General features: G+C 67.1%; 4 protein-coding genes. 1 reads left to right on the forward strand and 3 read right to left on the reverse strand.

Annotation, left to right across the window (positions count from 1 at the left end; genetic code table 11):
• Positions 1-401: 401 nt before the first annotated feature.
• Positions 402-797 (forward strand): hypothetical protein, encoded by a 396-nt coding sequence (locus tag ACIBBH_RS42380; RefSeq protein WP_399414318.1) that lies wholly within the window; start codon positions 402-404, stop codon positions 795-797.
• Positions 798-856: 59 nt separating this feature from the next.
• Here ACIBBH_RS42380 and ACIBBH_RS42385 read toward each other — a convergent pair whose 3' ends face one another.
• The 3 genes from ACIBBH_RS42385 to ACIBBH_RS42395 form a co-directional block, all read right to left on the reverse strand.
• Complete coding sequence (locus ACIBBH_RS42385; RefSeq protein ID WP_399414321.1) at positions 857-2203, reverse strand: hypothetical protein; 1347 nt, start codon at positions 2201-2203, stop codon at positions 857-859.
• Positions 2204-2326: 123 nt separating this feature from the next.
• Positions 2327-2653, reverse strand: coding sequence for a helix-turn-helix domain-containing protein (locus ACIBBH_RS42390; protein WP_399414323.1), 327 nt, complete (start codon positions 2651-2653; stop codon positions 2327-2329).
• Positions 2653-3771: a tyrosine-type recombinase/integrase gene (locus ACIBBH_RS42395; RefSeq protein ID WP_399414325.1), complete on the reverse strand. Its 1119-nt coding sequence runs from the start codon at positions 3769-3771 to the stop codon at positions 2653-2655. The genes ACIBBH_RS42390 and ACIBBH_RS42395 overlap by 1 nt, the downstream gene beginning before the upstream one ends.
• Positions 3772-4007: the final 236 nt, after the last annotated feature.

Raw genomic sequence — 4007 nt, forward strand, 5'->3', positions numbered from 1 at the left:
CGGGACTGGTGAGGTCGCATGTTCAAGTGTCGCGTATTCCGTCGACGGCACCCCATCTGCTCGCGTTGAGTAGTCGCTCAGCGAAGGGCTGATACAAGCCCATGGTCGCTGGCGCTATGCCCAGCCACCGGGTTTTGCCCCGTTGATGCCCTTGCGCAAAGGGGCGGATGCGCGTTTCGCTGCGGGTACCGGTCCATGCCACCAAGTAGCGCATTGGCGTGAACCTCTGGACGCTCGCTCCCCGAGCGTGATCTGGTGGTCTCGGGGGGTGACCGATGCTGGGTAACACCAAACGAGAAGCGGGAACTTGGCACATCGAGCGAACTGTGGGTGGGCTCCCCCCAGAGCCCATCCTCGTTCCCTGGCCTATCAGGGTCCGCAACGTCGTACGGCGCCGGCTCTTGCGACTGCTGATCGAGGCCGTCGATGTCGTCTTGCCGGCACAGAGGGGAAACGAGCCAGGCGGGTGGGTCGTCGTGATCACTGCCACATGGATAGCCGTCCCCTTCGTTCAGGGCATCGCTTCTCAGGCGGCGACCTCGACCTACCGAGCCTTCTTCAACTTCATTGAGTCCATCTCCTCAGGACGCCACGCCATCCAGGGAAAGTGGGATGTCCTGATCCTGCGTACCGAGGACGGGCAACTGAGTGTTCGGATCCCTGGAAATCTTCCGCAAGGCGCCCACAGCGCCCTGGTTCGTAGCTTCGATGATCTCGTTGCTGGCGGCCGTGATGGGGAAGACATCCGCATTTCCTGGGACGAGGAGAATGAGAAGTGGGTAATTGTCCGTAGCTAGCGATTGATTAGCCCACCCACCTGGTCGGGCAGGGCTCGCAGATGAGATTGGTGGCGACGTCACCGTGTGTGGTCGCCGGGGGCGTATCTGCTCCAGGTTCCACCGGCCTCGGTGACGAGGCGGGTGGCTGTCTTGTCGTGATAGCCGAGGGCCTTTGCGATGACGGGGGCCGGGGCTTGGAGGACGAGTTGGCGGATCGCGGAGGTCCTGCCGCGTTGTGGTGGAACGCCGATCTTTCGCAGGTGGACTTGGAGGCTGACCGGGTTCATCGGCTGGCCGGGCTGGCGGCCGGGGAAGAGCCAGCGGGAGCTTCTGCTGCTGGCGTAGGGCAGGTGCTGACAGGACTGGACGTATGCTCGCACGAGGTCAGCGACGGGCTCCGGAAGTGGGGAGGGTGGGTCTCCCAGCCGGACGGTGACGGTGGTCCCGTCGTCGATGACGTCGTTGGCAGTGAGGCGGACGATGCGGGTAACGGGTTGCGCGTAGAGGAGGACAAGCGCGGCGGCGACCCGGGCCCGTAGGGGCGGGGAGTCGTCGTTGAGGACCCGCCGGAGTATGGCGAGTCGCTGGTGCTGGTGCAGGGGTGTTTGGTCTTGGTTGATGATCTGGGGTGGCAGGGTGAGACGGGGCATCCGGCCCGTCTTCATGCACCAGCGCAGGAACGTCTGGGCCGGGCGGCGGGTGGCCGGCTTCTCGGTGTGCCAGGCGTCGAGGTCAGCTTGCTGGCAGTGTTCGACGGTGCGGCCTCGGTCGGCGAGCTGGGCGAGGAAGGCGCCGGCCTGGGTGATCTCCTGCTTCGTCTGGTTGGTCTGGGAGCGTCCCAGCGGTCCCTTCTCCGCCTTGCTCCGCAGACGCCGCATCTGGTGCCAGGTGGCGAAGTGCTGGAGATGACGACGGTGTTCGGGGTCCTCAATGGTGGCGAGCCGCTCGGCCAGCCAGCGCTGATAGAGCAGAAGCTGCCGGTCGACGCGTGGCAGGACACCGCTGTCCATCAGCAAGTCACGCAGGTGGACGACGGTTCGCCAAGGTGTCTCCTGGTGCAGCCCGTCATGGGTGAGCGGGATGCTGCCGGTGGCCAGGCCCCGGAGGAGACGGACGACGTTGGGGTTGCGGAGCCAGATCAGGCGGCTCTTGGGCCGGTCCATCTCCAGCAGGGCAGTGACCAGCGGTTGCAGTGAAGGACCGACATGGCCGGTGCCGTCGTCGAGGAGTCGGCCGAGAGTGTCGGCGAGAGCGCAGAGTTCGCAGAGGCGCCTGCCAAGGAGCAACCCCTCGAAGCCGCAGCGGTCGCAGAAGAAGTCGCGGGTGATGCCCGAGCAGTCGCGGCAGATCGGCGTGCCGGCGGTGTCCCGGCCTGGCAGCAGCCGGTTGGCTCGGCAGCCGGGGCAGCGGCCGCGGACACGCATGGCGCGGTCGTAGCAGGTCCGGCAGATCGGACCGTCTGACCACTCGGCGGACTTCGAGGCTCGACGGCCGCAGCGTGCGCAGTCGCGGATCATCCACCGCTCGTACTCCTCCGGCGTCACCGCTCATCCCTCCGGCGTCAGCCGGACCCGCGTGGGTCGCCGGGCAGCCAGGTTGATCGGCGCTTCCTCTCCGGCCGCTCGGCGGGCTGGGAGGTTCTGGGCCGAGGTGGTGATCAGGTCGGTGGGCGTGCAGTCGAGGATGTCGCAGAGGGTGGCCAGCACCGGCAGGGAAAGCCGTTCCGGCGTGCCGGAGACCAGGCGGTGGACCTGAGAGGAAGACAGCGTGATGCCGCGTTCGGTCAGGTGCGGCATGAGTTCGGCGACGGTGAACATGCCGCGGGCGGCCATCAGTTCCCGAAGACGCCATCGGTAGCTGACCTGGCGTGGCATCAGGAGGTCCTTCCCGGCCGCAGAGCGGCCTCAATGGTGGCGTCCAGGACGCGACGCAGGGAGCGGGTGCGGAAGTCGGAGGAGACGCAGGTGTAGATCGCGGTGGTGGAGGCATGGTCATGACCGACCTGCTGCTGGACGAACAGCGGATCGTGGCCGTCCTCGATCAGGTGCGTGATGTAGGACCTACGTAGCGAGTGGAACTCCAGCGCGGGGTCCAGGCCGACGGCGTCACGGTAGGTGGAGAAGCGGGAGTCCAGCCGCTGGAGCCCGACCCGCGGGCCTCGCTCGGAGGGCCAGAGGGCCCGGCTGGTTGAGTGCCGCATCCCGGGCCGGACCTCGCTGATCCACTCCTCGACGGTGCCGGGTGTCCAGTGCCAGACGGTCAGCACGCTGCGGCGCTTGGGCGGCGAGCCCTTCTTGGCCTTGCCGTAGCGGACGAGCAGGGTGCCGTACTCGCCGAACTCCCGGCCCTCTGGGTTGCGGCCGAAGTCGGTGAGGTCGAGCATCCGGGTCTCGTTGCGGCGCAGGCCGTAGGCGTACGCGGTCTTGAACAAGGTGGCGTCCCGGAAGGCCGGCAGCCAGCCCTTGCGACCCTTGCCGCGGACACGCAGGACTTCCTCGTCGGCGTGGTCGAAGAACGCTTCCAGCTCGGGCCTGGTGAAGGCCCGGCGTTCCGGCTCGCCCTCGGCTTCATCGGCATGCGTTGCAGCGTTCCAGTCGTAGACCACCTGGACCGGGTGGGTCCCGAAGTGCCGCAGGCACTCGTCGCTCCAGCCGTAGGCGGGGTTGGTCAGGAAGTCGCAGAACTGGCGGACGGAGCCCTGGTAGTTGCGCAGGGTGGAGCGGACACACCCGTGCACGGCCCGCAGATCCGCCGACCACTCGTCGACGTGCTGCGGCGTCCACTGCCACGGCATCGCGTCGGCATGCCGGGTGAAGGCCCGCACCGTGCGGTCCTGGTCATTGACGTACCCCGGCGAGAGGTTCCGGGCGAGCTGCTGGTTGCGCCAGCCCTTGATCATCGCCTCGAAGACCTGCTCGTCCGGCCGCAGCAGCGGCAGACCGTCGATCAGGTGCAGCCGAGCAGACCCTGGAACGAGGCTGTCCCCACCCATCCGCCATCACTCTCCGTCTATCGCATCTGACGCGAGAATTTCGCATCAGATGCGACTCGGGAGCGTCTTCGCAGTTCAATCGCTCGATGGAGTGAGGCCCACAGACACTCGGCGCCGCAACAGCTACCGTGCTTCCGAGGCCAACGTCCCTGATGGGGCCGTTTCCGCGCGGTCCCGGGCCCGCCTCCAGGACGGGAGTCGCGTATTCGCATCCGATGCAATTGGCGTCGGTTGGA

Source organism: Streptomyces sp. NPDC051636 (assembly GCF_044453765.1).
Lineage (GTDB): Bacteria > Actinomycetota > Actinomycetes > Streptomycetales > Streptomycetaceae > Streptomyces.

Excerpts from the sequence above, each read along its gene's own strand:
- ACIBBH_RS42385 (WP_399414321.1), bottom strand. The coding sequence starts at position 2,203 with ATGCGTGTCCGCGGCCGCTGCCCCGGCTGCCGAGCCAACCGGCTGCTG.
- ACIBBH_RS42390 (WP_399414323.1), bottom strand. The coding sequence starts at position 2,653 with ATGCCACGCCAGGTCAGCTACCGATGGCGTCTTCGGGAACTGATGGCC.
- ACIBBH_RS42395 (WP_399414325.1), bottom strand. The coding sequence starts at position 3,771 with ATGGGTGGGGACAGCCTCGTTCCAGGGTCTGCTCGGCTGCACCTGATC.